Genomic DNA, 24,107 nt, shown 5'->3' with positions numbered 1-24,107 from the left:
CCGCACCACATCAGATCCGACTCAAAGGCGAGGCACGACCACGATGCTCACTCGATCTTCCCGACGCGATCCCGATCGCTCCTCCTCGCGCCGCAGGGGCGGGTGGGGGAGCCGGCTCGTCGCCGCGAGCGCCCTCGGCGTCCTCCTCGCCACCGGGCTCACGCCAGGGGCGCAGGCCGCGCCGACGGACGTGCAGGCGGTGACGGTCACGGCCGCCGACGTCGCCGCCGCGGCCGAGAGCGTCAACGCGCTCACGTTCAAGGGCTTCGGCATCCTCTCGGCGAACTCCACCAGCGCGCTGCTGCTCGACTACAAGTCGCAGCACCCCGAGAAGTACTGGGAGCTCGTCGAGACGCTCTTCGGCGGCGAGCACCCGATCATGACGACGATCAAGATCGAGATGGGCAACGACCGCAACACGTCCACGGGGCCGAACGCGTCGACGATGCGCTCGCGCGACGAGTACCCGAACGTGCTGCGCGAGCCCGGCTTCCAGCTCGCGGCCGACGCGCAGTCGGTCGCCGAGGGCGACGTGCACGTCAGCATCCTGCGCTGGAGCCGGCCCACCTGGGTGACGAGCGACGCGGACCAGTACGTCTGGTTCAAGAACACGGTGCTGGCCGCGTACCGCGAGTACGGCGTGATGGTCGACTCCATCAACCCCGACACCAACGAGACCACCGCCCCGAGCGCGGCGCTCTACAAGACGTTCTCGGCCTGGCTCCGCACCGACACGAAGGGCTACGAGGGCGCGACCGCCGGCGACCCGAACAGCGGATTCGCGACGCCGGAGGAGGGCGACCTCTACCGCGCGATCAGGACGGTCGCGGCCGACACCGTCGGGACTCCGCCGACCTCGTTCGGCGACCAGCTGAACTCGGCCACCGACTCCTCGCTGCGCGACGCGGTCGACATCGTCGGCTTCCACTACGCCACCTCGGACGACGCGAACGGCAACCTCAAGAAGTTCGCCCGGACCTACGACCGCGAGATCTGGAACTCGGAGGGGCAGGCGACCTTCTCGAACTCGGCCGACCGCCCGAACAACACCAACGCCGACGGGCAGGGCGGGACCGGGACCGAGTTCGGCGGCACCAACAGCGCGCTCGAGATGAGCAACTGGGTCACCTCCGGCTTCGCGAAGTCGCTGCGGACCCTCAACATCTTCCAGCCGGCGATCGGCTCGTTCTACGACGGGTTCCAGTACTCGTCGAAGGAGCTGGTCAGCGCGCGCGACCCGTGGTCGGGCTGGCTGTACTACGACGGCGGGCTCGCCGCCGTCGAGCAGTACACGCAGTTCGCCCAGCTCGGCTGGGAGAACGAGGACAACACCGCGGGCGTCTGGCGGGGCATCCCGCAGGCCTCCGGCAACGCCCTCGGCGGCGGCAACCCGCCGAGCGGAGCGTCGACCGGCGCAGTGTCGTACACGACCCTCGCGGCGCCCGACGCCTCCGACTTCTCGACCGTGATCGTGAACGACAGCCCGTACACCAAGACCTACGCGATCACCGCCGACGGTCTCGCCCTGGGCGCCGACCGCACGATGGAGGTCTGGGAGACCCGGGCGGCCGACGCGGGCGAGGCCTACGACGCGAACTACGTCGTGCCCGTCGCCGAGCTGGCGGCCGACGCGAACGGCACCTACACCGTGACGGTGAAGCCCTGGTCGACCGCGACGGCGACCACCCTCGACCACGCGACGGCGGGCGCCGGCGGTGCGCTCACCGCGCGGGACGGCTACGGATCGACCCTGCCGACCTCGCCGGAGTACACCGACGCCGACGGCGGACGCGACGTGCTCGACACCGACGCGAGCGGCGACGTCAACGGCGTCACCACCGACTCCGTCCTCTACGCCGACGACTTCGACTACACCGAGGCCGCGGACATCCGCTCCTACGACCCGGCGACGGGCGCGCTCGGCGACTCGGGCGAGAGCTTCCTCGCGAGCCGCGGCGCCGCGGAGAAGCCGGCGGGCACCCCCTCCGTCCAGCCCGAGGACGACGGAGCGATCCCGCGCTACACGAACGACACCAACGGCGCCTTCGAGTCGGTGGCGACCGCCGACCCGGCGCGCGACCGCGTGCTGCGGCAGCAGGTGGGCCCCGGCATGGCCGGCTCCGCCTGGAACAGCGGCGATCCGAAGACCACGATCGGCGACTACCGCTGGGCGAACTACCGGGCCTCGGTCGACGTCCTCTTCGAGGACGGCGCCGGCCGCTACGCGACGATCGGCGCGCGCGAGCAGGGCGGGACGGCCAACGGCCAGAACGTGTCGGCCGCCGAGCTGAAGGTCGATGCGAACGGTGCGTGGAGCCTCCTGCGCTACGGCACCGCCGTGGCCTCGGGCACCGCCTCCGCGACGCCCGCGACGGCGTTCAAGTCCGGCACCGGCGTGTGGAACCGCATCGCCGTCCAGGTGGCGGGCGACCGCTACACCGCCTACCTCAACGGGGTCGAGGTCGCGGCGTACACCGATCCGACGCCGCAGGCCGCCGGCCGCGTGCAGCTCGGCTCGGCGTTCACCTTCACGCAGTTCGACGACCTCACGATCGAGCCGGTCGCCGGCTACACCCCGTACTACACGAGCGTCGTCGACGGCATGCACCAGACCAGCTGGAGCGACAGCTCGACGCCCGTGCTGGTGTTCGACGAGCAGTGGACGCACGTCAACGGCCAGGGCATGTTCGAGTGGCAGCGCACGGCCTCGAAGAGCACCGGCAAGGGCGCGGCACTGACCTACTCCTTCACCGGCACCGGGCTCGACGTGCTCGGCAGCAACACCGGAGCGGCGACGCTGGACGTCACCGTCGACGGGGTGCGCCTGGCGAGCGGGGCTCCGACCTGGGCCGCGGGCAGCGAGCGCACGGCGTTCACCCTCCGCGGTCTCGCGGACGGCGCGCACACCGTGGTGCTCGAGACCGCGAACGACGGCGTCCTGAACATCGACGCCGTCGCCGTGGTCACGGCGAACGCCGACTCCTCCGCGGTCGACACGACGGCCCTCGAGGCGGCGCTCGCGACGGCCGAGGAGTACGAGGAGGCGGAGTGGAGCCCGCAGTCGTGGGCGCCGTTCGCGAGCATCGTGAGCGCGGCGTCGTCGGCGGTGGCCGATCCGGCCGCCTTCGGCCTCGACGCGGAGGGTGCTGCCGCGCAGACCGCGCGCCTCGCGAAGGCCGCGTCGCAGCTCGTGCCGCAGGGCGTCAGCAGCGACGTCCGCGATCTCGGCCTCGTGTCGGTGACCGCGTCGGCCGGGCTCCCGGCGACGCTCACCGTCGACGGCGTCGACCAGGCCGTGACCTGGGACGCGGGGGCCGCGCAGGCCCTCGCCGCGACTGCGGAGCTCGGGTCGGTCGTGGTGACCGGTCGTACGACGCAGAAGGTGGCGTCGTCGGGCGTGTTCCAGCGCTTCACAGTGAAGATGCTCGTCACCCCCGCCGACCTGAGGTACTTCATCGACTCGGGCTCGTCCGGCTCCGCCGCCGGTTCCGCCCACGCCGCGGTGAAGGCGGCCCAGCCGGGGATCCTCAACGGCGCCGCCGACCAGAAGTGGGACGGCGTCGCCGCGGGGAGCACCTGGGGGTACTCCACGACCTCGACGGGCGCGGTGGTGCCCGGCAGCCCGGCGGACTGGAGCTCGTCGTACGTGCCGGCCGACTTCAACCGGCCCGTCGTGACGCACCTGACCCTGCCCGCGGGGACCTACGACATCGTGAGCGTCCAGGCGCCGCGAGCCGGCCTGACCACCAACCTCGCCTCGACCGTCACCGTGGCGGGAGTGTCGAAGAGGGTCACCGCCGTCTCGACCGGAGCGGCGACGCCGATCCGCCAGCAGGTGACGCTGAGCGCACCGGGAGTCGTCGACGTCGCGTTCGGCACCGACGGCACCAGCGGCTACAACGCGCGGCTCGCGCTCGTGTACGTGCAGAGCGTCACACGCGACCTCGGGTTCCAGGGGGCGCTCACCACCGACGCCCCGCTGCCCGCGACGGTGACGGTCGACGGAGCGGCGACCGCGGTCACCTGGGACGCGGACTCCGCGGCGCAGACCCGCTCGCTGTACGCGCCGGTGACCGTGCGGGGGACCCTCGCGAACGGAGCGGCGGTGAGCGCGCGCTACGAGATCGTGCCCGAGGGGCTCGTCTACTACATCGACTCCGGCACGGCGGCGACTTCCTCGCCGCAGTACGGCGCGGTGAAGGCGTCGTTCCCGTCGCTCCTCAACGCGACCTCGGACCAGGCGTCGACCGGCGCCGGCCAGTGGGGCTTCCTCGCGGACGGGATGAAGGTGAAGTCCGGGACGGACGTGAACGACAAGTACTCGACCGGCCTCTACCAGGACACGACCCAGCTGATCTACCGACTGCCGCTGGCCGCGGGGACCTACACCCTCACGGGCGGGTTCACCGAGTGGTGGGGTCTCAGCCGGACCATGAACCACACGGTCTCGGTGGACGGCCGGGAGCTCGTGAAGGGCAACGTGCCCCTCTCGGGCACGAGCACTCCGCTCGCCGCCGACCTGACGTTCACGCTCGCGCAGGCGGGGACCGTGGAGTACCGGGTCACCAACGAGGGGGCCGGTGGCGAGAAGCCGGTGCTCTCGTGGCTGGCGGTCGCCGCCTCCGCACCCGCTATCCCCGATCTGGACGTCGCGGTGCAGAGCCGCTGCGTGGCCGGCAAGGTGCAGCTGGGCGTGACCGCGACGAACACGGCCGACGTGCCGGTCGCGATCACGATGACGACGCCCTACGGGGCCAAGTCGTTCGCGAGCGTGGCTCCGGGGGCGAACGCGTTCCACTCCTTCACCACGCGGGCGAAGAGCGTTCCCGCCGACGCCGTCGACCTCTCGGTGACCGCGGTCCTCGACGGGGAGAGCGTGAGCCGCGAGCAGAGCGAGGAGTACCCGGCCGCGAGCTGCTGACGCCCGCTGTCATGACGAAGCCGGCGCCGCCCGTCCCGAGAGGGAGGGCCGGCGCCGGCTTCGTCGTGGAGCGAGGGCGTAGCGACTTCGGAACGCTAAAGGCGCTGGTATGCTGCAAAAAACATGAGGGAGGCGGTGGAGATGGCATCAGCGGCACCGCTACTTCGCGCCGCGCGGAGGTCGCGCCACCTCACGCAGGATCAGCTGGCACAGCGGACGGGACTGGACCAGGCTCGCGTGTCGCGGTCCGAGAGCGATCACGAGAGTCCGCGATTCGACACCGTGGATCGATTGCTCGCCGGAGCAGGACACCGGCTGTACGCCGCGCCCACGCGGCGGGACGATGCGGCAACGGTCGCGGTCCGGATCCGGGTCAGTCTGGAGCGGGGCGATCGACTCGCTGCGATGCGGCATCTGATTCAGCTCAACGACGACCTCCTCGCCGAGAAGGGCCTCGTTCGTGGCGTGCTGGCGGTCACAGCCCCTGAGAGCACAGGCCAGAAGGTGTGGGACGCCGCGATCGCCGCTCTCGCATCGTGGCGTCTGGGGCAGGAGGGGGTCCCGCTGCCCGAGTGGGTCGCCGAGCCGAGTCGCACGCTGAGCCGGTCCCGTGTTCTGCGGATCGACCCGGCTGATCCCGTCCCCGGGGCGGCCGACGTGCCGGAGGCGTTCCTGCAGCACGGGGTGCTCGTCTGGCGCGACACCTTCGCGAGCGTGTGAGGTGACCCTCCTCGAGGAAGGGACCCCGAACAGCATGCTGGTCGAGTAGCCGCCGCAGGCGGCGTATCGAGACCCCGCCCGTGAGCAGGCGCGTTTGCAGACCTCGCCTTCTGGTGCTGGTGGATCTCGATACGTCCGCTGCGCGGACTACTCGATCAGCAGGCAGGGGAGGTGTCCTTCGGCGGCGGGAAGGTCTTCTTCGAGGCGCGGCGGAGGGCGGCGTAGTCGCCGCGCATGAGGGCTTCGCGTTTGGCGCGGCTCCAGTTCTGGATGCGCTTCTCCCACCAGAACGCTTCGGCGATGCTCTCGAACTCCTGGTGCCAGAGCAGTGACGGGAAGTCGTCTGCTCGTGTAGGCGGCGCCCTTGCCCATCATGTGCGCGTCAACGCGTCGGTGGAGCGAGCGTGTGCTGCCGACGTAGTAGCTGCCGTCGCTGCAGCGGAGGATGTAGACGAAGGGCATGCGAACGAGAGTGCCGTTCGCAGGTGGGGATCGACGGCGTCATCGGGGATTCTGGGGAGAATGCTGGTGGTGCGGTGCTTGTGGAGGGCGGGAAAGAGACCGACGTTCGTAGTGAGGTGGGTCTCGATACGCCGCCTGCGGCGGCTGCTCGACCAGCAGGCTTCGTCACACCCGGGTGAGCAGGGCGCCCAGGCGCTCCAGCTGGGCCGCGTCCTCGAGGGCGGAGCCCACGGCGGCGACGCGGACGCCGGCGTCGAGGTAGTCCTGGACGTTCCCGGCGTGGAGCCCGCCGGTCGCGACGAAGCGGACGCCGGGGAACGGTCCGCGGATGTGCGTGAACCAGCCGGGTCCGAGCCAGGTGGCGGGGAACGCCTTCACCCAGGTGAGGCCGAGCGAGACCGCGAGCTGCACCTCCGACGGCGTGGCGACGCCGGGGAGCAGCGGCAGATCCACCGCCGCGGCGGCCGAGACCAGGCGCGGGTCGAGTCCGGGGGAGACGAGGTAGCCGGCGCCGGCCGCGCGTGCGGCCTCGACCTGCGACGGGTGCAGGATCGTGCCGGCGCCCACGGTCTTCCCGCGATCGGCGCCCAGCCGGGCGACCTCGCGGAGGGCGGTCAGGTCGTCGGCGCTCTGCAGAGTGACCTCGACGGAGTCGATGCCCAGGTCCCACGCGGTGGTGGCGAGCGCGATCGAGCGCTCCACGCCGGTCCCGCGGAGGATCGCCATCAGGGGAGCGTCGGCGAACACGGCGTCGAGGCGCTCGGTGGTGGTGACGGTCATGGGGTCCTCTCGTCGATGGAGTCGCCCGCCACGGCGAGGGTGAGCGCGGCGCGGTCGTGGCCGCTCCGCAGGCGTTCGGCGGGGTCGGCGCCGCGCATCCGGGCGACGAGGTAGCCGCCGGCGAAGGCGTCGCCCGCGCCGACGGCGTCGAGCACCTCGACCCGGTGCGACGGCTCGAAGACGGTGCGGTCGCCGGCGAACGCGGTGGCGCCGATGTGGCCGTCCTTGACGACCAGCTCGCCCACCTCCGGGAAGGCCGCGCGGACGTCCTCCGCCGACGAGGTGCCCCAGAGCGTCTCGGCCTCGTCGCGGCCGACGAAGACCACGTCGGCCAGGCGCGCCAGCTCGGCGAGCACCGGAGCGGCATCGGCGACGCTCCAGAGGGCGGCGCGGTAGTTGACGTCGACGCTCACGGGGATGCAGAGCTCGCGGGCGCGGAGGGCCGCGCGCCGGAGGAACCGGTCGGCCGGATCCGACAGTGCGGCGGTGATGCCCGAGAGGTGCAGCAGCGCGACGCCCTCGAAGGGCGCGCGGTCGGCATCGGCCGCGTCGAGGAACGACGCCGCGGAGCCCCTCCGGTAGTAGCTGACGCCGCGCCCCGGGTCCTTCACGTACAGACCGGTCGGGTGCTCGGTGTCCGAGACCACTCCGGAGACGTCGATGCCCCGCGCGGACAGCTGGCGGAGGATCCGCTCGCCGAGCGCGTCGGCGCCGAGCCTGCTGTGCCAGCGGGTCAGGGCTCCCAGCGCGGAGGCGTGCGCGAGGACGTTCGACTCGGCGCCGCCCGCGTCGACGAGGAAGTCGTCCGCCTCCGCGACCGATCCGCCGTCCGGCACCACCACGGCCATGGTCTCGCCCATGGCCAGCAGCACTCCGGTCACGCCAGATCCTTCACCGGAGCCGCATCCATGTCGTCGAACGCCTGGTTCTCGCCGGCCATCGCCCAGACGAACGAGTACGCGGCCGTGCCGACGCCCGAGTGCAGCGACCAGCTCGGCGAGATGATCGCCTGGCGGTCGGCGACGACGAGGTGGCGGGTCTCCTGGCGCTCGCCGAGGAGGTGGATGACCCGCGCCTCCTCGGGCAGGTCGAAGTAGAGGTAGCACTCGGTGCGGCGGTCGTGGGTGTGCGCGGGCATGGTGTTCCACATCGAGCCCTCGTGCAGGGTGGTGACGCCCATGACGATCTGGCAGCTGCGGACGCCGTTCTCGTGGATGTACTGGTTGAGCGTGCGGCGGTTGCTGGTGGCCTGCTCGCCGAGCTCGCGCACGGTGCCCTCTCCCGGGGCGACGAGCACCGTCGGGTACGTGGTGTGCGCGGGAGCCGAGAACAGGTAGAACTGGGCTCCCGGCCCGTCCGCGTCCTCGAAGACGACGGACTCGATGCCGCGGCCGAGGTACAGGCACGCCCCCGCGACGAGGGTGTACTGCTCGCCGTCCGCGGTCACCGTGCCGGTGCCGCCGACGTTGATGACGCCCAGCTCGCGGTGCTCGAGGAAGGTGTCGCTGCGGATCTCCGCGTAGCCGGTCAGCTCGAGCCGCCCGCCGGCCGGCACGGCACCGCCGAGCACGATGCGGTCGTGGTGCGTGTAGACCAGCCGGATCTCGCCGTCGACGAAGACCTCGGGCACGAGGTACTGCGCGCGCAGATCCTCCGTGGTCATGCCCGGGATCTGGGCGGGGTTCGTGGCGTAGCGCTGCTCCATGTCGGATGCTCCTGTGAGGTGGGTGTCGGTGGTCGGGGTCATCGCACGAGCCAGCCGCCGTCGACGGGGAGGATCGTCCCCGTGACGTAGGCGGCAGCGTCGGACGCGAGGAACACGAAGGCGCCCTGCAGATCGGCGGGCGTGCCCCAGCGGCCGGCGGGGATCCGCGCGACGATCGAGGCCTCGCGCGCCGCGTCGGCGCGGATCGCCGCGGTGTTGTCGGTGGCGAGGTAGCCGGGGGCGATGGCGTTGACCGTCACTCCGGACGCCGCCCACTCGTTGGCGAAGGCCTTGGTGAGCCCGGCGACCGCGTGCTTGGAGGCGGTGTAGCCGGGGACGAGGACGCCGCCCTGGAACGAGAGCATCGACGCGACGGTGATGACGCGCCCGGAGCCCTGCTCGAGCATGCGGCGCCCGGCCGCCTGGGTGAGGTGGAAGACGGAGTCGAGGTTGACCTTGAGGACCTCGTCCCAGTCGGCCGCGCTGTGCTCGGCCGCGGCGGTGCGGCGGATGGTGCCGGCGTTGTTCACCAGCACGTCGATCCGCCCGAGCCCGGCGACGACCTCGTCGATCGCCGAGTGCAGCTCGTCGGCCGTGGCCGTGGCGAAGTCGCGGCGGATCAGGTGGGCGCGGCGCCCCAGCCCGCGGATCAGCTCGGCGGTCTCGGAGGCGTCGCCGCGGTCGATCAGCGCGATGTCGGCGCCCGCCTCGGCGAGGGCCAGGGCGGCTCCGCGGCCGATGCCCCTGCTGGTCCCGGTGACGGCGGCCACGCGGCCGTCGAGTCGGAAGGTGTCGAGGATCATGGTCGTCCGCTCCTGAAGGTCGAGGTGAGGGTGCCGATGCCGCCGACGCGCACGGTCACCGCGTCGCCGTCGGCCAGCGGCCGGTGCGCCGCGAGGGCGTCGGGGAGCTTCTGCGGGCTGCCCGTCGAGATCACGTCGCCCGGGTGCAGGGTCATCCCCTCGCTGAGGTGGTGCACGAGCGCGGCCATGCTGAAGACCAGGTCGGCGGTGCTCTGCGAGACCGTGACGCGGCCGTCGCGGACGACCTCGACGAGGAGGTCGTGCGGGTCGGCGATCTCGTCGGGAGTGACGAGCCACGGCCCGAGCGGCGCGAAGCCGTCGGAGCACTTGCCGAGCGTCCACTGACTCGAGCGGCCCTGCCAGCTGCGCTCCGAGACGTCGTTCATCAGGGTGTAGCCGCCGATGTGGGCGGCGGCGTCCTCGAGCGCGATGTCGCGGCCGCCGCGGCCGATGACGAGAGCGATCTCGCCCTCGTAGTCGACGTCGGCGGCGCTCGCCGGGAGCGTGACCGGGTCGCCGGGCGCGCCGAGGGTGTTGGGCGTCTTCACGAAGACGTCGGGAGTCGTCGGGACCGGGCGGTCCTCGCCTCCGCTCGGCACGTGACCGCGGTAGTTGTAGCCGATGCAGAGGATCTTGCTCGGCACGACGGGCGGCAGCAGCCGCAGGCTCTCGAGCGGGGGCAGGGCCGAGAGCTCGGCGGAGGCCGCGAGCGATCGCGCCGAGCCGAGGAGCGCGTCGTCGGCGAGCAGCTCCGGCACCGTGACCGTGCCGAGGTCGAGCACGCGGTCGTCGAGGACGAGCCCGGTGCGGTCCCCGTCGGGCGAGGAGTAGCGGATCAGTCTCACCAGTAGGGCCGCCATTCCGGTCGGGAGACGCGCATGAGCGCCTCGAGGTAGAAGTAGTCGCCCCAGAGCGTGCCCTCGTCGACGCCCACGTTCTTCGGCAGGTCGTAGACCCCGTGCAGCAGCACGGTGTCGGCCGCCTCGGGGCTCTCGGGGGCGCAGTGCTCGATCAGCGCGTCGAGGACGGCGTGGGCCGCGGCGCGGTAGCGCTCGGCGCGATCGGAGTCGCTCTCGACCGAGGCGAGCTCGAGGAGCCCGCAGACCGCGATCGCGGCGGCCGAGCTGTCGCGCGGGGCGTCGCTGCCGTCGGTGTACACCAGGTCCCAGTAGGGGACGAGGTCGCCGGGGAGGTGCGCGAGGAAGTAGTCGGCGCAGGCGCGCGACGCCTCGAGCAGCGCGGGGTCGCCCGTCACGCGGTGGCTCATCGCGAAGCCGTAGATCCCCCAGGCCTGGCCGCGCGCCCAGCAGGAGTCGTCGAACGCGCCCTGCTCGGTCGCCCCGTGCAGCGGCTCCCCGGTCTCGGCGTCCCAGTAGAAGGTGTGGAAGGTCGAGGAGTCGGGGCGGAGGATGTTCTGCCGCAGCGCCTCGACGTGGCAGCGCACCGCGTCCGCGAAGCGGGCGTCGCCGGTCTGCTCGCCGGCCCAGGTCAGCAGCGGCATGTTCATCAGCGAGTCGATGATGGTCCGGCCGCGCTGGCGGGGATCGCGGAGGTCGCCCCAGGCCTGCACGATGCCGGCGGTCGACAGGAACCGCGTCATGAGGTGGTCGGCCGCCTCGAGCGCGGCGGAGCGACCGAGCGGGTCCTCGAGCAGGCGGTACGGGGCGACGGAGGAGAGCGTGTAGAGGAAGCCGAGGTCGTGGGTGTCGAGGTCCTCGCCCTCCCGCACCCGGCGGGCGAAGTCGGCGAGGTGGGCGCGACCCGAGTCGAGGAACACGTCCTCGCCGGTCAGCTCCCAGGCGATCCACTCCATCCCGGGCCAGAAGCTCGTCGTCCAGCCGCGGTTGGTTCCGGCGGCGAAGCCGGGCGCCGCGGGGCGGAGCGGGTAGCGTCCGCCGGTCGTGGTGTCGTCGGGGTAGTCGCTGCCGAACGTCGCGATCATGCGGCGGACGACCTCGAGCGCGTCGGCCACGGCCTGCTCGGTGGTCGTCCTCCCGTACGCAGTGGGTGGAGTGGTCGTCATGGAGGGGAGTCCTTCGTGATCAGGCCGCGACGGGCTGGTCGGCGGGGAGAGCGGAGCGGAGGGTGAAGCGCGCGTTCGCCCACACGAGGTACAGGGCGGGGGCGGCCGAGACTCCGACCGCGAGCGCCGGCGACAGGGTGAAGAGGTACGCCTGGAACGCGAGCACCAGGAGGGAGACCGTGGTCAGGTGCCAGCGCCGCACGGCGAGGTACACCGCGGCCTTGCCCGCCTGGCGGAGCGTGGATCCGGGAGCGTCGGCGAGGGCGACGAGCGCGACCGGTAGCGCGCCGACCACGAGGAGGCCGATCACCGCGAGGAACGGGATGACGACGACTCCGATCTGCGTCGGTGCGAGGAAGCGCACGTCGACCAGGACCAGCACGACGACCGCGGTGGCACCGGTGAGGAGGAGGAGCGGGCGTCGCCAGCCCCGGCGCCACGCCCGCCAGAAGGTCCGCACGACCGCGGTCTCGCCCCGACCGTGCGCGGCGAACACCGCGCAGGCTCCGGCGAGAGCCGGTCCGCAGAGCGGCACGGCCGCGGCGATCATCGGCCACGACAGCATCGGGTCGGTGGTCACCAGGAGGAGCACGAGCGGCAGGCAGGCGATCAGCAGCAGCGCGTCGGTCATCAGGATCAGATAGACGACGCCGAAGAGGGAGGCGTAGAGGCCGTTCGGGATGCGTCGCATGATCAGCCCTTCAGTCCGCTGGTCGCGATGCCCTCGACGAAGTACTTCTGCCCGAGCAGGAACACCACGGCGATGGGGACCACCGAGATCGTGAGACCGGCGAACAGCAGCGCGTAGTTGGCGTCGTAGAGGGTGCTCACGAAGCTCTGCAGTCCGAGCTGGATCGTCCACAGATCGGGGTTCCGGAGGTAGATCAGCGGTCCGAGGTAGTCGTTCCAGGTGGCGACGAAGGTGAGGAGGGTGAGGCTCGCGATCGCGGGGATCGAGAGGGGCACCATGATCCGCGCCCAGATGCCGTACTCGCTCAGGCCGTCGATGCGCGCGGCCTCCGAGAGCTCCTCCGGGATGGTCTCGTAGAACTGCTTCATCAGGAACACGCCGAAGGCTCCGAAGGCCTGGATCAGGATGATCGCCCAGAGCGTGTTCGACACCTTGAGGTTCGACAGCAGGATGAACTGCGGGATCATGTACGACTGCCACGGCACCGCGATCGTGCCGATGTAGACGAGGAAGAGGACGTCGCGGCCCGGGAACCGCATCCGCGAGAAGCCGTAGGCGGCGAAGGATCCGGTCACCACCTGCAGGATCGTGACCACGACCGCCAGGAGCAGCGTGTTCCGGATCCAGGTGAGCATGTCCGACTCGGTCCAGATCTGGACGTAGTTGCTCCAGACCCACGACTCCGGGAACCACTTCACCGGCACCGAGAAGACCTCGTTCGGGGTCTTCAGGGAGCTCATGATCATCCAGAAGAAGGGCAGCAGGAGGGCCGCGGCGGCGACGATCATGACCGCGTAGCCGAGCAGGCGGCCGATCCGGCGGGCGGGGGAGCGCCCGGCGTCCGTCTGCTTCGGGGGCAGCGGCTCGGCGACGCCGACGACCGTCGGCGCGCCGTCGGGGATGAGAAGTCCGGTCATCGGGACTCACTCCTTCTGTTGAGGAAGAACTGCGCGAGCGTGACGAGGATGCAGAGCAGGAACAGCACGACCGACACGGCCGAGGCGTAGCCGAACTGGTTCTCCTGGAACCCCTTCTGGTAGATGAACTGCGAGAGCACGAGGGTCGCCTGGCCCGGGCCGCCCTGCGTCATCACGAGGATCAGGTCGAAGATCTTGAAGGAGTTGATGGTGAGCATCACCGTCACGAAGAAGGTGGTCGGGCGCAGGCACGGGATCGTGACGTTCACGAAGCGCTGCCAGACGCTCGCTCCGTCGACGCGCGCGGCCTCGTGGAGCTCGCGCGGCACGGTCTGCAGGCCGGCGAGGAACAGGATCATGTAGTAGCCCATGTCCCGCCAGGTGCTGATGATGACCACGGCCGGCATCGCCCACTCGGAGGAGGTGAGCCAGCCGGGCGGGTCCGCGATGCCGATCAGGTTCAGCAGCTGGTTCACCGGCCCGTACTCGGGGCTGAAGAGCAGGTTCCAGACGACGGCGATCGCGACGATCGACGTGATGTACGGGAAGAAGGCGGCGGTGCGGAAGAACGCGACTCCGCGCAGCTTGTTGTTGAGCAGCAGCGCGAGCCCGAGCGAGACGACGAGCGTCAGCGGGATGTGCAGCGCCGCGTAGTAGAGCGTGTTGGTCAGGGCGATGCGGAAGCTGCCGTCGCCGAGGAGCCGCTCGAAGTTCGCGAAGCCGACCCAGTTCGCCTGACCGAAGACGTTCCAGTCGGTCATCGACATGTAGAAGAGGGTGATCACCGGCACGAGCGTGAGCGCCGCGAAACCGAGGAAGTTCGGGAGGATGAAGGTCCAGCCGATGAGCGTGGTCCGCATGCGGTAGGCGGAGCGGCGACGGCGCGGCGGCGGGGTCGACGTGCCGGCGTCTGCGGCGGCGAGGGTCGTCATGAGACCTCCAGGGTCCGAAGGGGGTGGGGGCGGCCGGCCGGGGAGGGCCGGCCGCCGGGGTCGATCAGTCGGTGCCGACTTCGCTCTTCACGCGGTCCTCGGCGGTCGTGACGGCGTCGCCGATGCTCGCCGAGCCCGACATCACCGCGGTGTGCAGGTCGAGGAGGATGTTCTGCACGGCGGCGGTCTTGGCCGAGGTCGGGTTCTCGGGCTTCGTCTCGTGGGTCGACCAGGCGAACTTCGAGAGGTCGTCGGTCGGGGCGGAGTCGACGGCGAAGTAGGCCTCGGTCACCGCGTCGCTGGTCAGAGCGGGCGTGATGCCGAGCGAGGCGACGACCTCCGCGCCCTCCTCGCTGGAGGCGAACTCGAGGAACTCCTTGGCGGCGGTGGCCTTGCCCGAGTCGATGGCCGCGTTGATCGCGAAGCCGGTCGGGTCGCCGAAGGTCACCGGGGTGTTGTCGGTGCCCGCCGTCGACGAGTCGAACTGCGGGATGGGCGCGATGCCCCAGTTGAAGGTGTCGGAGTCGCCCGAGGCCTGCTGGGCGATCAGCGAGGCGACGAACCAGGTGCCCATGGGCATCATCGCGGCGTTCTGCTTGCCGAACTCGGCCTGGTAGGTGAGCTTGTTGGCGACGACGGTGTTGTACTCGGCCTGCGCACCGGCCTCCTGGAGCGCGAGCGCGCGGTCGTAGTACTCCTCGAGGTAGCCGTAGTCGCCGTCGAGGATGTCCACGTCGGGGGCCTGCGCGTTGGCGAAGCCCTGGACGGTCGACTGCCAGCTGTGCTCGTAGGTGCCCGCGGCGGGGCTGCCGGCCGCCGCCAGCGCCGTCTTCAGCGCCTCGGCGTTGTCGGCGTAGTCGTCCCAGGTCCAGGAGCCGTCGGGGTAGGCGACGCCGGCCTGGTCGAAGAGGTCCTTGTTGTAGAAGAGGACCCACGAGTCCTGGCGGTACGGGACCGCCCACTGGGTGTCGTCGACCTCGTAGGCCTCCGCGCCTCCGATGCCGTCGGGCAGTGCGACGTCCGAGACGTCCATGAGCTGGCCGCCGGCCTGGTAGGTGACGACGTTCTTCACGTTCTTCTGCGTGACGATGTCGGGGCCGCTGCCGGCCGCCAGGTCGGCGGTCATCAGGGTGTCGTAGTTGGTCGCGTCGTACTCCTTGACCTCGACGGTGACGTCGGGGTCCTTCTCGTGGAACGCGTCGGCGAGCGCCTGGAACTCGGGCGTGGTGCTCACGCTCCACCCCGAGAGGGTGAGGGTGATCGGTCCGTCGGCGGCCGCCTCGTCACCGGATCCGCCTCCCGAGCAGGCGGTGAGGGACAGGGCGGCCACGAGGGCCACTCCGGCTGCCGTGAATCTTCTCTTCATGCGTGCTGCTCCTTTGCATCGGCGTGCAGGACTCCACCTCGGGTCCCGGGGTACCGGCGCTGCCCAGCGGCGCGTCCGGAATCTGCGAGTCGGTGCTCGGTGACGAGGCCGTCGGGCCAGGTCGCCGACACGGACAGTCCGTCGTCGCGGACGACGGCGGTGGGGGCGGGGCCCGTCGCGCGGGCCTCCGCTCCGGTGAGGGTGATCAGCGCGACGACGCTCTCGCCGACGATCACGGGGAGGCTCAGCACGGGGACGGCGACCCGGGGCCCGAGCGGGCTCGCTCCGTCGCGCTCGACGATCCCGGCGGAGGCGTCGGCGCCGATCCGCGTGATCGCACTGATCCTGCCGCCCGCGCGCACCGAGGCCGTCGCGCCGTCGACGCGGGAGTCGACCCGGTCGCCGGCGAGCGGCCAGCCGCCCAGGCGCAGGCGCAGGTCACCCGCCCGCAGGCCGTCGGCGAGCTCGTCGACGCGGATGATCCGCAGCTCCCACGGCCCCCTGACCAGCGAGTGGACGCTGAGGCGGCCGGCGGGCCGGGCCGCTCCGCGCAGTCCCTCGCCGTGCCGGTGCGCGCTCGCCTCGGGCTCGATCCAGTGCGCCTGCCACGTCGATCCGGCCGCACCGACCCGGCCGTCCGAGTCGAGGCGCACCTCGGTGAGCTCCATCCCGGTGCGGTGGGTCGCCGCGCCCGAGGCGTCGACGAGGCCGACGCTCTGCTCGAGCGCCTCCTCCCAGCCGCGGGCGTCGAGGAGCGGCGCGGTGGCCGTCGAGTAGCCCAGGCGCGCGTAGAGGGGGGAGTCGGCGAGGACGGCCCCCTCGAGGGCCTTGTCGGTGCCGTGGTTCACGACGCGGACGATGCCGTCCTCTTGCGTGCCCGACACGATCCATCCCGGGGAGACGACGGCGCGCAGCTCGTCGCCCTCCTCGATCGGGAGGGGCGCCGAGTCGGCGGCCCAGACGGGGTGGCCGGCGGGGAGCGAGATCCCGAGCAGGCCCTTGACCGCCCAGTACGGCGAGCCGGGACCGGAGTAGGACTGGGCGAGCTGCCGCCACGGCTCGTGCCAGCCCATCGAGAGCAGGCCCTCGTCGTCGGGCGCGCCGTTCCGGGCGAAGTGCTCGACGATCGCGCTCGCGGCGCGGCGGAGGCGGCCCGGCGCGTGCGAGGGCACCTCGGCGACGACTCCGGCCCAGAACGGCGCGGCGGCGGCGAAGCGGTAGATGAGGCTCCGGCCCTGCAGGAGCGGCGAGCCGTCGCCGCCGACGAGGGCGAGGGCGTCGGAGAGGTAGCGGTCGAGCCGCGCGACGTCGCCCGCGGTGCGCGGGGCGGCGAGCTCGGCGGCTCCGGACATCCGGGCCCACAGCACGGGGTACACGTGCAGGGCCCAGCCGACGTAGTGGTCGAACGCCCGCTCCTCGCCGTCGGCGAGCCAGCCGTCGCGGCGGACGAAGGAGTCGTGCCGCGCGAGATCGGCGGTGATGTCCTCGAGCGACCACGTCCCGCCCACCGAGCGGAGGAAGGTCTCGACGACGATGCGGAACCAGACCCAGTTGGTCTGCGGGTACGTGTCGTCGCCGACCACGGACTCGAGGTAGGCGATGACGCGCTGCCGGGTCAGCTCGGAGAGGCGGTCCCAGATCCAGGGGCGGGTCATGTCGAGGACGAGCGCGATCGAGGCCGCCTCGACCTTGGCCTGCGCGTGCTCGTCGATCCGCACCCAGCGGTCGGCGGCGTCGGGGTCGACGCCGGTGGCGATGCCCCGGCGGTAGAAGTCGAGGAGGTCGTCGACTCCGACGCCCTCGGCCCCCGCGATGCGGAAGCCGGCGAGGAGGAAGGTCCGGGCGAAGCCCTCGAGCCCGTCGACCGCGCGGCCGTAGCCGCCCTCGGCGCCGGGGAGCAGGATGCGCCCGTTGCCCTCGCTGGCGTGGTCCGCAGCGGAGGAGAGCAGTGCGTCCGCGAATCCGAGCCAGCGCTCGCGAGTCCAGTCGGCGCGGAGGTTCATCTCGTCCACGGTCGTTCCCCTTTGAATCGTGTCATCGGCGCTGCAGCAGTGCCCACCGAACAAAATAGGAGCATACATACGCGAATCGATCACAACAAGGTTGGACCTGGATGGAAATGATTGTTTATGATCGATTCGTGAACCAGAACCCCCTGCCGAGCGCGACCGACGGTGTCGTCGAGTCGTTCCGCGGTCCGCTCGCCGCGGCGTTCTCGCCCGGTCGGCCGCTCTCGGCGCGCGGCCTCCTCCTCGCTCCCGAGCGCGCTCTGCCGGTGCCGCCCGCCTCCGATCGCGAGGTCTGGGAGGCGGTCGACGTGGCCACCGCCGCGATGATCGGGGCACGGGCGTCGGCCGACCTCGCCTCGCCGTGGCCGCAGCCGCTCGCCAGCCAGGCCGTCCGAGTGCACCGCGACGGCAACCGCGACCAGTGGGAGCAGGCCGCGTTCGAGCGGCAGCGCCGGCTGAGCCGCGCGGTGCTGATGGCCGCGACGACGCTCGACGACGCCTGGCTCGACCAGGTCGCCGACGGAGTGCAGCTGCTGCTCGAGCAGAGCTCGTGGTGCTGGCCGGCCCACGACGACACCCTCCGGCGCCACGGCGCGGTGCTCGCCACCGTCTCCGATCCGTTCCTCGACCTCGGTGCGGGGGAGGTCGTCGCGCAGCTCGCGTGGATCGACCAGGTGCTCGGAGCGCGGCTCGACGAGCGGTACCCCGGACTGCGGCAGCGCGTGCGCGCCGAGTCGCGCCACCGGGTGCTCGATCCGTTCCGCCTCCGCGACGACTGGCACTGGCTCGGTCTCGACGGCGACGTGCACAACTGGAACCCGTGGATCACCGGCAATGTGCTGCTCGCCGCCCTCCGCCTGCTCGACGAGGAGGGCGAGGAGGACGAGCGCGCCGACGTCGTCACGCGCGCCGTCGCCGCCCTCGACCGCTACGTCGCCGTCCTGCCGGAGGACGGAGCGATCGACGAGGGCTACGCCTACTGGTGGAACGGCGCCTGCCGCGCGATCGAGGCGCTCGATCTCGTCGCCCACGCGACAGCGGGCGCGTGGGACGCGGCCACCGTGCCGGCCCTGCGCGCGACGGTGGGGTTCCCGCACCGCTCCCACCTCGGCGGCGACTGGTACGTCGACCACGCCGACAGCCGGGCGCTGCAGAGCATCGACCAGCCGTGGCACGCGGTGCACCGCGCCGGCCGGTGGGTGGGGGACGCGGAGGCGACCGCCCACGCGGCCTCGCACCGCCGCGCCGGCGTGCCCGCCGCCTCCGAGCAGGAGGGCCTCGGGCGGCTGCTGCGCGGCGTGACCGACCCCGCCTGGTCGGCCGCGCCGACGGCCGCGCCCCCGCTCCCGCGCGACGTCTGGCTCGAGTCGATCGAGGTGATGCTCGCGCGCGGCCGGGAGGGATCGGCGGAGGGCCTGACGCTCGTCGCCAAGGGCGGGCACAACGCCGAGCACCACAATCACAACGACGTCGGATCTTTCACGGTGGCCTGCGACGGGGTGCCCGTCGTCGTCGACGCCGGGCGGCCGACGTACACGGCCGCCACCTTCGGCCCCGACCGCTACCGGATCTGGACGATGCAGAGCGACTGGCACAACGTGCCGTCCGTCCGCGGCGTCGCCCAGCCGCCCGGGCGCGAGGCGAGCGCCTCCGGAGTCACGGCGCTCGCGGACGACGAGCGCTCCGTCTTCTCGGCGGAGCTGGCCGACGCGTACCCCGGATCGGGTCTGATCTCGTGGCGCCGCCGGATCGTCCTGGAGCGCCGCGCGGCGCGGGTCGTCCTCGACGACGAGTGGCGGCTGGCGCCGTGGGACGATCGTGACGTCGAGCCGGGCACGGTCGTCCGGCTGCTCCTCGCGGGCGATCCCACGACGTCGCCCGGCGTCGCCGTCGTGCGGCCGATCGGGTCGGATCGACGGGTCCGCGTCACCTGGGACCCCGCCTGCGAGCACCGGACCGAGGTGCGCGCCCTCGAGGATCCGATGCTCTCGGAGGTGTGGGGCGAGCGGCTGACGCGACTCGAGATCGTCGTGACGGATCGTCGATCGCTCCGGATGGCGATAGAACTGGACACACCGATCGGAGACCCACGATGAGCGATCAGACTCAATCCCCGCCCCTCGCGGCGGAGCGCCGGGCGCACATCCTCGCCGCGCTCGCCGTGGACGGTGCCGTGCGCATCTCGCAGCTCACGGAGGCGCTCGGAGTGGCGACCGTGACGCTGCGCCGCGATCTCGTCCAGATGGAGCGGGAGGGACTGCTCAGCCGCGTGCACGGCGGCGCGGTCGTGCTCTCGGGCGCGGCCGGCGGCGGTGCGCCCGCGCAGGCGGTCGCGGAGGAGAAGCTCGGGTCGATCGCCGTCCTCGTCCCCTCGCTCGCGTACTACTGGCCCGGGGTCCTGCGCGGCATGGAGGAGGCCGGCCGGCGTCTGGGCTACGAGGTGATCCTGCGCGGCGCGTCCTACGAGCTGCAGGACGAGCGCCCCGTCCTCGAGCGGCTCCTGCGGTCGGGGGACGTCAAGGGCCTCATCGTCGCCCCGAACACCGACACCGAGCACGCGCCCGACGTCGTCCGCTGGCTCGCCGACTCCGGAGTGCCGGCGGTCCTCGTCGAGCGCGACGCGATCCTCGAGCCCGAGGGCACACCGGTCGAGTCGGTCACCACCGACCACGCCCTGGGCGCGGTGCTCGCCGCCCGGCACCTCGCGCAGCTCGGGCACCGCAAGGTCGGGCTGATCCTCTCGCGCTCCTCGCCGACCTCGCGCAAGATCACCGCGGGCTGGCTCGCCGCCTGCGAGTCGCTCGGCCTCACTCCCGCCGACCACTTCGAGCAGCTCCTGCCCGACCGCGCCAGCCACGACTTCTCGGAGGTCGTGAACGCGACCCTCGAGACGGCGCTGTCGACCGGGGTCACGGCCCTGCTCGTCCACTCCGACCCCGAGGCGATGGCCTTCGTCGACCTCGCCCTCAACCGCGGGATCTCGGTGCCCGGCGATCTCTCGGTCATCGCGTACGACGACGAGGTGGCGCAGCTGTTCACTCCGGCGCTGACGGCGGTCAGCCCCCCGCGCGCCGGCGTCGGCGAGGCGGCCGTGCACCTGCTTGTCCAGCGGATCGAGAACCCCGATCGGCCCGTGCACCGCGTGCAGCTGAACCCGAGCCTGATCGTCCGCGCCTCGACGGCGGCGCCGGGGGCAGACAGCCCGCGATGATCGACCGTCACGAGTACTTCCCCTGGTCGTTCTGGGCCGAGGCCGAGCCGGAGAGCCGGCAGCGGCAGCTCGACCGCCAGCGGGAGCTGCTCGAGGCGCACCCGGCATGGGTGCTGGGCCCCGACTGCTTCGTCTCGGAGTGGGCGGCGATCGACGCCGAGCGGCTCGAGCTGGGCGATCGCTCGTACCTCGCGGCCGGCGCGAGCATCACGGGCGAGGTGGTGATCGGCGCCGACTGCTCGATCAACGCCTCCACGGCCGTCCGCGGCGACGTCGTCCTCGGCTCGGCGGTCCGCGTCGGGGCGCACACGTCGATCCTCGGCTTCAACCACTCGATGGAGCCCGGGACCGAGGTGTTCCGGCAGCCGCTGACGAGCCGGGGCGTCCGCATCGGCGACGACGTCTGGATCGGCTCGCACGTGGTCGTGCTCGACGGCGTGCGGGTCGGCGACCACGCCGTCCTCGCGGCGGGCGCCGTGGTGACGAAGGACGTGCCCTCCGGCGCCGTGGTCGGCGGCAATCCCGCCCGCCGCCTGCGCTGGCGGGTCCCGCCCGTCGCGCCGGAGGTCTCGGACGCCGCCCGGCTCGCGGACCGCGCCCGCGCCGAGATCGAGGGCGTCCTCCGCGTCGCCCGGGGCGAGGACGGCGTCCGCGACCGGCCGGGCGTCGAGCCGAGTGCGCGGGCGATCGGCGACTCGGTCGAGCTCGCCGACCTCCTGCTGGGCACCGTCCCGCCCGGGACGACGGCGGAGTCGCTCGCAGGCCTGCTCCGCGCGCGGCAGGACCCGGCGACGGGGCTGATCGGCGACCTCTGGGGCGACCCGGACGCGGCGTACGAGGTGCTCAGCGCGGGCTACGCGCTCGACCTGCTCGGATCGGGCTTCGCCCACCCGTTGGCGGCGGTGACCGGCGAGAGCGCCGAGGGCCTCGTCGGGCGGCTCGACCGCCTCCGCTGGCACGACGACCCGTGGAACGCGGGCCACTACGTCGACGCCTTCGGCACCGCCCTGCACTGGACGCACCGCCGCGGCGACCCCGTGCCGCCCGGCCTCGAGGAGGCGCTGTACGGCTGGCTGCTCACCCGCGCCGATCCGCGAAGCGGGATGTGGGGAGACGCCTCGGCCGACCGCGGTCTGCTCCTGCTCGTCAACGGGTCGTACCGCACCACCCGCGGCACCTTCGCCCAGCAGGGGCGCCCCCTTCCGTACCCGGAGGCGGTCCGCGACACCGTCCTCCGCCACGCCCGCGACGACCGCTGGTTCCGGCTCGACCGCGTCGACGCCTGCGCGGCGCTCGACGTCGTCCATCCGCTCTGGCTGACCCGCGCCACCGCCTACCGCGACGAGGAGGTGCAGGCCCTCGCGCGCACCCTCCTCGCGCAGGCCCTCGGGCAGTGGCGACCCGGCCGGGGCTTCGCCTTCCGGCTGCACGACGCCGATGCCGGACTGCAGGGCACCGAGATGTGGCTCGCGACGCTCTGGTACCTCACCGACCTGCTGGGCGCCTCCGCGGAGCTCGGCTACCGCCCGCGCGGCGTGCACCGCCCCGAGCCCGCCCCCCGGCTACTCGGCCGGCGCTGACTCGCGCACCAGGGCCCAGCCGTACTGCTCGAGGTGCAGTGACTCGACGGGCGCGCCGGTGAGCACGTCCGTGCCGGACACGGCGACGTCGACCGGCTCGGCGCCGTGGTTGATCACGGTGACGACGTCGCCGCGGCGCGACGCCTCCACCCAGGGGCCCGCGCTCAGCACCGGGGAGATCCCGGCTTCGGCCGCCAGCCAGCCGGTCAGCGCGGTCATGCCCGCGTCGTCGGGGATCGTCGCGAGGTAGTGCGCGGTGCCGGAGCCGGTCGAGCGCGCCGTGAGTGCCGGCATGCCGTCGGCCTGCCCCGAGGTGAACCGGCCGAGCACGGCCACCGGGCGGCTCTCGTCCTCCGCGACCGCGAGCTCCTCCGCGAGGAACGCCCCGTCGAAGGCGCCGAACGGCCCGTCGGCGGTGACCGCGGCGGTCGCGCCGAACTCGAGCACCGACACCCCGAGCACCTCGCGCAGCCCCACCTGGAACCCGCCGTCGCGGAGTGCGTCGTCCTCGTCGACCACGTCGCTGAAGGCGGTGACGAGCAGGCGCCCGCCGCCCTCGACGAACGAGGTCAGGGTCGCCGCCGCGTCGTCGGTCAGCAGGTAGGAGTGGGCGAGCACGACGAGCGCGTAGCCCGAGAGGTCGTCCGTCGCCCGCACGAGGTCGACCGCGAGGCTCTGGCGGTGGAGCGCGGCGTGCCAGCGCTGCACGAGCTCGAGGTAGTCGAGCACGACGGGGTGGTCCGGGTTCTGGATCGCCCACCAGTTCTCCCAGTCGAGCACGAGGGCGATCCGCGCTCCGGAGGCGGTCGGTCCGAGGTCGGGCAGCTCGCCGAGGGTCCGCCCCAGCTCCACCACCTCTCGCCAGGTGCGGGTCTCCGTGCCCGCCTGCGGGAGCATCGCCGAGTGGAACTTCTCGCTGCCGCGGCGCGACTGGCGCCACTGGAAGAAGAGGATCCCGTCGGCTCCGCGCCCCACGGCCTGCATCGACAGCGCCGCCATCCGCCCCGGCGCCTTGGGCGCGTTCGACGGGCGCCAGCTGACGGCGCTGGTCGCCTGCTCCATCAGCAGCCACGGCTGCCCGGGCTTCAGCGACCGCATCAGGTCGCGGGTGAAGGCGGCGCCCCGGAACGACTCCGGATCGGCGGGGTCGAAGTAGTTGTCGTCGCTGACGACGTCGACCTCGGCGGCCCACTTCCAGTAGTCGAGCGGAGGGAACGCACCCATGAAGTTCGTCGTGATCGGCTGGGTCGCGCCCGCGGCGCGGATGATGTCGCGCTCCATCGTGTACAGCTCGAGCAGGGTGTCCGAGGTGAAGCGGCGGAAGTCGAGCAGGCCGGCGGGGTTGTGGCTGTACGGCGCCTTCCGTGGCGGCACGATCTCGTCGAACGCGCCGTAGCGCTGCGACCAGAACAGGGTGCCCCAGCGGCGGTTGAGGTCGTCGATGCCGTCGTACTTCCGCTCGAGCCAGACGCGGAAGGCTGCGGCCGCGTTGTCGGAGTAGTCGTAGTGCAGATGGCAGCCGTACTCGTTGTTCACGTGCCAGAGCACGACGGCGGGATGAGCGTGGTACCGCTCGGCGATCGCGGTGACGAGCCGGGCCGCGAGCCGGCGGTAGTCGGGCGAGGACGGACTGTAGGCCTGGCGGCTGCCCGGCCAGTAGACGGCGCCGTTCTCGTCCTGGGGGAGCAGGCCCGGGTACTTCTTGGCGGCCCACGACGGAGGCGAGGCGGTCGCGGTCGCGAGGTCCACCGCGACGCCGTTCTCGTGCAGCAGATCGATGACGCGGTCGAGCCACTCGAAGTCGAAGGTGTCCTCGTCGGGCTGGATCCGCGCCCAGGCGAAGATGCCGAGGCTGACGGTGGTGACGCCCGCCTCGCGCATCCGGACGACGTCCTCGCGCCAGGTCGCCTCGTCCCACTGCTCGGGGTTGTAGTCGCCTCCGTAGTGCATCATCCGTGCGACGTCCCTTCCGTGATCGAGGTGCGGA

Annotated in this window: 18 protein-coding genes and 1 pseudogene; 6 read left to right on the top strand and 13 right to left on the bottom strand. The window is 72.3% G+C overall.

The features are described 5' to 3' along the window. The first annotated feature begins 43 nt into the window (after positions 1-43). The 3 genes and pseudogenes from GSU68_RS15665 to GSU68_RS19930 all read left to right on the top strand — a co-directional run bounded on the left by GSU68_RS15665 (position 44) and on the right by GSU68_RS19930 (position 5,641). Complete coding sequence (locus tag GSU68_RS15665; RefSeq protein ID WP_159909592.1) at positions 44-4,921, top strand: family 16 glycoside hydrolase; 4,878 nt, start codon at positions 44-46, stop codon at positions 4,919-4,921. A 123-nt stretch (positions 4,922-5,044) separates the two neighbouring features. Then, a pseudogene (locus GSU68_RS19935) lies at positions 5,045-5,212 on the top strand (helix-turn-helix transcriptional regulator); the annotation flags it as partial. Between the two features lie 114 nt (positions 5,213-5,326). Further along, positions 5,327-5,641, top strand: coding sequence for a hypothetical protein (locus GSU68_RS19930; RefSeq protein ID WP_244259523.1), 315 nt, complete (start codon positions 5,327-5,329; stop codon positions 5,639-5,641). Positions 5,642-5,788: 147 nt separating this feature from the next. On the opposite strand, the gene GSU68_RS15655 is transcribed toward GSU68_RS19930, so the two are convergent. The 12 genes from GSU68_RS15655 to GSU68_RS15600 form a co-directional block, all read right to left on the bottom strand. Continuing rightward, positions 5,789-6,103, bottom strand: coding sequence for a GIY-YIG nuclease family protein (locus GSU68_RS15655; protein WP_244259307.1), 315 nt, complete (start codon positions 6,101-6,103; stop codon positions 5,789-5,791). A 165-nt stretch (positions 6,104-6,268) separates the two neighbouring features. Further along, the gene (locus tag GSU68_RS15650) at positions 6,269-6,883 is read right to left on the bottom strand and encodes a bifunctional 4-hydroxy-2-oxoglutarate aldolase/2-dehydro-3-deoxy-phosphogluconate aldolase (RefSeq protein WP_159909590.1); all 615 of its coding nucleotides are present in this window, start codon (positions 6,881-6,883) and stop codon (positions 6,269-6,271) included. Next, on the bottom strand, positions 6,880-7,764 hold the full coding sequence (locus GSU68_RS15645; protein WP_159909589.1) for a sugar kinase: 885 nt from the start codon (positions 7,762-7,764) through the stop codon (positions 6,880-6,882). Before GSU68_RS15645 ends, GSU68_RS15650 begins: the two co-directional genes overlap by 4 nt. Then, the gene (gene kduI, locus GSU68_RS15640; protein ID WP_244259306.1) at positions 7,761-8,630 is read right to left on the bottom strand and encodes a 5-dehydro-4-deoxy-D-glucuronate isomerase; all 870 of its coding nucleotides are present in this window, start codon (positions 8,628-8,630) and stop codon (positions 7,761-7,763) included. The genes GSU68_RS15645 and kduI overlap by 4 nt, the downstream gene beginning before the upstream one ends. Continuing rightward, a complete protein-coding gene (gene kduD, locus GSU68_RS15635) occupies positions 8,627-9,391 on the bottom strand; it encodes a 2-dehydro-3-deoxy-D-gluconate 5-dehydrogenase KduD (protein ID WP_159909588.1) in 765 nt (254 codons plus the stop codon). Before kduD ends, kduI begins: the two co-directional genes overlap by 4 nt. Beyond that, positions 9,388-10,236 (bottom strand): fumarylacetoacetate hydrolase family protein, encoded by an 849-nt coding sequence (locus GSU68_RS15630; protein WP_244259305.1) that lies wholly within the window; start codon positions 10,234-10,236, stop codon positions 9,388-9,390. The genes kduD and GSU68_RS15630 overlap by 4 nt, the downstream gene beginning before the upstream one ends. Beyond that, entirely contained in the window at positions 10,233-11,414 is a 1,182-nt protein-coding gene (locus GSU68_RS15625; protein ID WP_159909586.1) for a glycoside hydrolase family 88 protein, read from the bottom strand. Before GSU68_RS15625 ends, GSU68_RS15630 begins: the two co-directional genes overlap by 4 nt. 19 nt (positions 11,415-11,433) lie before the next feature. After that, a complete protein-coding gene (locus GSU68_RS15620) occupies positions 11,434-12,105 on the bottom strand; it encodes a DUF624 domain-containing protein (RefSeq protein ID WP_159909585.1) in 672 nt (223 codons plus the stop codon). A gap of 2 nt (positions 12,106-12,107) precedes the next feature. After that, positions 12,108-13,022, bottom strand: a complete 915-nt coding sequence (locus GSU68_RS15615) for a carbohydrate ABC transporter permease (protein ID WP_159909584.1) — start codon at positions 13,020-13,022, stop codon at positions 12,108-12,110. Next, positions 13,019-13,954: a sugar ABC transporter permease gene (locus GSU68_RS15610; RefSeq protein ID WP_159909583.1), complete on the bottom strand. Its 936-nt coding sequence runs from the start codon at positions 13,952-13,954 to the stop codon at positions 13,019-13,021. The genes GSU68_RS15615 and GSU68_RS15610 overlap by 4 nt, the downstream gene beginning before the upstream one ends. Positions 13,955-14,018: 64 nt before the next feature. Continuing rightward, positions 14,019-15,320: an extracellular solute-binding protein gene (locus GSU68_RS15605; protein WP_159909582.1), complete on the bottom strand. Its 1,302-nt coding sequence runs from the start codon at positions 15,318-15,320 to the stop codon at positions 14,019-14,021. Beyond that, positions 15,317-17,323, bottom strand: coding sequence for a DUF2264 domain-containing protein (locus GSU68_RS15600; RefSeq protein WP_159910336.1), 2,007 nt, complete (start codon positions 17,321-17,323; stop codon positions 15,317-15,319). Before GSU68_RS15600 ends, GSU68_RS15605 begins: the two co-directional genes overlap by 4 nt. A 137-nt stretch (positions 17,324-17,460) precedes the next feature. Here GSU68_RS15600 and GSU68_RS15595 point away from each other — a divergent pair, with 137 nt between their 5' ends. Genes GSU68_RS15595 through GSU68_RS20085 form a run of 3 tightly spaced genes read left to right on the top strand, consistent with a single transcriptional unit; the run spans position 17,461 to position 22,120 of the window. Then, entirely contained in the window at positions 17,461-19,425 is a 1,965-nt protein-coding gene (locus GSU68_RS15595) for a heparinase II/III family protein (protein WP_244259304.1), read from the top strand. Continuing rightward, on the top strand, positions 19,422-20,540 hold the full coding sequence (locus GSU68_RS15590; RefSeq protein WP_159909580.1) for a substrate-binding domain-containing protein: 1,119 nt from the start codon (positions 19,422-19,424) through the stop codon (positions 20,538-20,540). Before GSU68_RS15595 ends, GSU68_RS15590 begins: the two co-directional genes overlap by 4 nt. After that, on the top strand, positions 20,537-22,120 hold the full coding sequence (locus GSU68_RS20085) for an acyltransferase (protein WP_159909579.1): 1,584 nt from the start codon (positions 20,537-20,539) through the stop codon (positions 22,118-22,120). The genes GSU68_RS15590 and GSU68_RS20085 overlap by 4 nt, the downstream gene beginning before the upstream one ends. On the opposite strand, the gene GSU68_RS15580 is transcribed toward GSU68_RS20085, so the two are convergent. Then, a complete protein-coding gene (locus GSU68_RS15580) occupies positions 22,103-24,073 on the bottom strand; it encodes a beta-galactosidase (RefSeq protein WP_159909578.1) in 1,971 nt (656 codons plus the stop codon). The genes GSU68_RS20085 and GSU68_RS15580 overlap by 18 nt on opposite strands. Between the last annotated feature and the right edge of the window lie 34 nt (positions 24,074-24,107).

It is taken from the genome of Rathayibacter sp. VKM Ac-2759, from assembly GCF_009834225.1.
Lineage (GTDB): Bacteria > Actinomycetota > Actinomycetes > Actinomycetales > Microbacteriaceae > Rathayibacter.
Note: the sequence above shows the minus strand (reverse complement) of the source record. Positions and strands in the feature narration are given on the sequence as shown.

Excerpts from the sequence above, each read along its gene's own strand:
- GSU68_RS15610 (WP_159909583.1), bottom strand. The coding sequence starts at position 13,954 with ATGACGACCCTCGCCGCCGCAGACGCCGGCACGTCGACCCCGCCGCCG.
- GSU68_RS15665 (WP_159909592.1), top strand. The coding sequence starts at position 44 with ATGCTCACTCGATCTTCCCGACGCGATCCCGATCGCTCCTCCTCGCGC.
- GSU68_RS15605 (WP_159909582.1), bottom strand. The coding sequence starts at position 15,320 with ATGAAGAGAAGATTCACGGCAGCCGGAGTGGCCCTCGTGGCCGCCCTG.
- GSU68_RS15655 (WP_244259307.1), bottom strand. The coding sequence starts at position 6,103 with ATGCCCTTCGTCTACATCCTCCGCTGCAGCGACGGCAGCTACTACGTC.
- GSU68_RS15590 (WP_159909580.1), top strand. The coding sequence starts at position 19,422 with ATGAGCGATCAGACTCAATCCCCGCCCCTCGCGGCGGAGCGCCGGGCG.
- GSU68_RS15620 (WP_159909585.1), bottom strand. The coding sequence starts at position 12,105 with ATGCGACGCATCCCGAACGGCCTCTACGCCTCCCTCTTCGGCGTCGTC.
- GSU68_RS20085 (WP_159909579.1), top strand. The coding sequence starts at position 20,537 with ATGATCGACCGTCACGAGTACTTCCCCTGGTCGTTCTGGGCCGAGGCC.
- GSU68_RS15650 (WP_159909590.1), bottom strand. The coding sequence starts at position 6,883 with ATGACCGTCACCACCACCGAGCGCCTCGACGCCGTGTTCGCCGACGCT.
- kduI (WP_244259306.1), bottom strand. The coding sequence starts at position 8,630 with ATGACCCCGACCACCGACACCCACCTCACAGGAGCATCCGACATGGAG.
- kduD (WP_159909588.1), bottom strand. The coding sequence starts at position 9,391 with ATGATCCTCGACACCTTCCGACTCGACGGCCGCGTGGCCGCCGTCACC.
- GSU68_RS19930 (WP_244259523.1), top strand. The coding sequence starts at position 5,327 with ATGCGGCATCTGATTCAGCTCAACGACGACCTCCTCGCCGAGAAGGGC.
- GSU68_RS15615 (WP_159909584.1), bottom strand. The coding sequence starts at position 13,022 with ATGACCGGACTTCTCATCCCCGACGGCGCGCCGACGGTCGTCGGCGTC.
- GSU68_RS15625 (WP_159909586.1), bottom strand. The coding sequence starts at position 11,414 with ATGACGACCACTCCACCCACTGCGTACGGGAGGACGACCACCGAGCAG.
- GSU68_RS15580 (WP_159909578.1), bottom strand. The coding sequence starts at position 24,073 with ATGATGCACTACGGAGGCGACTACAACCCCGAGCAGTGGGACGAGGCG.
- GSU68_RS15600 (WP_159910336.1), bottom strand. The coding sequence starts at position 17,323 with ATGAACCTCCGCGCCGACTGGACTCGCGAGCGCTGGCTCGGATTCGCG.